Genomic DNA, 2,522 nt, shown 5'->3' on the forward strand with positions numbered 1-2,522 from the left:
GATCGGGAACTGGAGCGACGAGGGCACCGCTTCTGCCGATACGCTGATGACTGCAACGTCTATGTTCGCAGTCAGCGCGCCGGTGAGCGGGTGCTGGCTTCCCTGACCCGATACCTTGAGACACGGCTCAAACTCAGGGTTAACCGGAGCAAGAGCGCGGTGGATCGTCCGTGGAAGCGCAGCTTCCTCGGATACACAGTTGATCTGTAGTGGTCAACTAATTCCGGACAGTAAGTTAAGCCGACTCTCGGCATGAACCGGTGAGACACCACCGTTGTGTTGATGCGGGCGCCGTCGGTTGTAGTAGTCCATCAGGTAGCGACTGATATCTCGTACGGCTTCGCTGAACGTGGCGTAACCGGTCGAGGGGATCCACTCTGACTTCAGGCTGCGGAACAAGCGCTCCATCGGCGCATTGTCCCAGCAATTGCCACGGCGGCTCATGCTTTGCGTCATCCGGTATCGCCAGAGATATTGTCGGAACTTGTGGCTTCCATACTGACTGCCCTGATCGGAGTGGAACAACACTCCGGCGGGGCGGCCTCGTGCTTCCCAAGCCATATTGAGGGCGTTGATTACCAGCTCGCTGTCTGCTGCTTTCGACAGCGCCCAACCCACCAATCGCCGACTGTACAAGTCGATCACGGCCGCCAGGTAGCACCATCGGTTGCCGGCCCAGATATAGGTAATATCGCTACACCACACCCGATTGGGAGCCTCGACATCAAAGTTCCGATTCAACCGATTCGGGATGTCCGGCCGCTCACTTGTGGCGGCCCTATAGGCATGCGCGCCAGGTTGCTTGCAGATCAAACCGAGCTCCTTCATCAACTGCCTGATCTTGAAACGACCAACCTGATGCCCTTCGTCCCGCATCAATTTCGCCAGTGTTCGACTACCAGCTGACGCCCGGCTGGCGGTAAATAATCGCCTAACCTCGCTACGCAACAGCACCTGATCACCATCAATCCGGTCCTGACGTTTCCGATAGGCGTAAAAGCACGATGGAGATACATCGAATACTGAACAGACCAGATCTACGGCGTCCTGCTCTCCCAACTGGTCTATCAGCGCGTACGTTCGAGTGCGTCCGACATCAAGAGAGCGGTAGCCTTTTTTAGTATCGCTTTTTCACGTTCAAGCCGGTTAATCCGCGCTTCCAGTTCCTGAATCCTCTGCTGCTCCGGGGTTAATACCTTACTCTGCGGTGTAGCACCTGAGCGCTCCGCCTCGAGCTGTTTCACCCAGCGCCGCAGCGCCGTTTCCCCGACATTCAACGAGCGGCTGGCTTCAGGAACGGAGTACCCCTCATCGAGGACAAGACAGGCAGCTTCAAGCTTGAACTCTGCTGAAAAAGAACGACGTTTTCTAGTCATTGAACACCTCTTGGTCAGGTGGCGACTTTACCACCTAATTTGGTGTCCGGATTCATTAGACCACTACAATCGGCGCCGACGGAATATCCGCTTGAAGGTAGCTGACAAATCGCTTGAACGGCTGAAGAGCACCTTGAAACTGGAGTTCCGCAAAGGGCGGGGGCGGAAGATCTACCAGGCGGTGGAGATACTGTCCCGAAAGCTTCGAGGCTGGGTGAACTACTTCCGGCACGCTGACGTGAAAGGGGTCTTTGAGCAGCTGGACGGCTGGATCCGCCGCCACCTGCGCAAGATCCTTTGGCGTCAGTGGAAGCAACCGTTCACCCGAGCCAAGATGCTGATGCGGCTGGGGTTACCGGAAGAGCGTGCATGGCGTAGTGCTACGAACGGGCGGGGCCCGTGGTGGAACTCAGGCGCCCCACACCTGAATCAGGCGCTGTCGAAGAAGGTGTTTGATCGAATCGGACTGGTATCGCTGATGGGACAATACCATCGGCTCAAATGTATGACGTGAACCGCCGTATACGGAACCGTACGTACGGTGGTGTGAGAGGACGGAGGCCGTGAGGCCTCCTCCTACTCGATTTGGTGATTTTGAGAGTCGAGTTAACAGTCGTGGCTGTCTGCCGATTGGGAGCGCTCCTTCAGATGCGTCGAAACGTGGAGTATCAGGGGGGGCGTAGGAGAAGATCCGGCCGGGTAGGTTTATCCACGACCAATGGCGGTTCGATCGGCGCATTGAGCGGTCGCCCACAGAGTGGGCTGCTACGAAGTTCCGAGCCTGTAAGAGGGGCGACCAAGGGCGGTTAGATCGGTGCACTGAACGGTCGCCCACGTAGCGGACTTCGGGGTGCAGCCGACAACTGGCAACTCAAAGCTGTTAACTTAAAACTAAAAAGAAAAACCCCGCGAGTGCGTAATGCCGATCAGTTAAGCTCTTTAACTTGCTGATCAGGCAAGAGAAAATCCGGAATCCATGTTAAGGGTTCCGGATTTTTTTATGCATTTCAGTCAGGCAGTGGCTGCCATCTCTCGCGTTTCTCCCGACCAATTCGCTTCGTTGTCTGAAGTGCTCTCCCCGGAGTTGATCGAGCAGTGCCTCCATGAGTCCGGCACTGTCACCTTGCGCAAACGCCGCCTGCCGCT

4 protein-coding genes are annotated in these 2,522 nt (G+C 56.4%); 3 read left to right on the forward strand and 1 reads right to left on the reverse strand.

Annotation, left to right across the window (positions count from 1 at the left end; translation table 11 throughout):
- On the forward strand, positions 1-210 hold a 210-nt coding region (locus tag K6T12_RS21310; protein WP_255611979.1), incomplete at its 5' end, for a reverse transcriptase domain-containing protein.
- A 3-nt stretch (positions 211-213) separates the two neighbouring features.
- Here the strand turns inward: K6T12_RS21310 and K6T12_RS21315 are convergent.
- A protein-coding gene (locus K6T12_RS21315) for an IS3 family transposase (RefSeq protein WP_222224989.1) occupies positions 214-1,376 on the reverse strand; the annotation gives its coding sequence in 2 pieces (ribosomal slippage) (positions 214-1,121 and positions 1,121-1,376; 1,164 coding nt in all).
- A gap of 91 nt (positions 1,377-1,467) precedes the next feature.
- Here K6T12_RS21315 and K6T12_RS21320 point away from each other — a divergent pair.
- Together K6T12_RS21320 and K6T12_RS21325 are read left to right on the forward strand one after the other, a co-directional pair.
- The gene (locus K6T12_RS21320) at positions 1,468-1,890 is read left to right on the forward strand and encodes a group II intron maturase-specific domain-containing protein (protein ID WP_222224990.1); all 423 of its coding nucleotides are present in this window, start codon (positions 1,468-1,470) and stop codon (positions 1,888-1,890) included.
- A gap of 486 nt (positions 1,891-2,376) precedes the next feature.
- A partial coding sequence (locus tag K6T12_RS21325; RefSeq protein ID WP_255611980.1) for a transposase domain-containing protein occupies positions 2,377-2,522 on the forward strand: 146 nt, incomplete at its 3' end.

This window comes from Marinobacterium arenosum, assembly GCF_019795155.1.
GTDB classification, from domain to species: domain Bacteria; phylum Pseudomonadota; class Gammaproteobacteria; order Pseudomonadales; family Balneatricaceae; genus Marinobacterium_C; species Marinobacterium_C arenosum.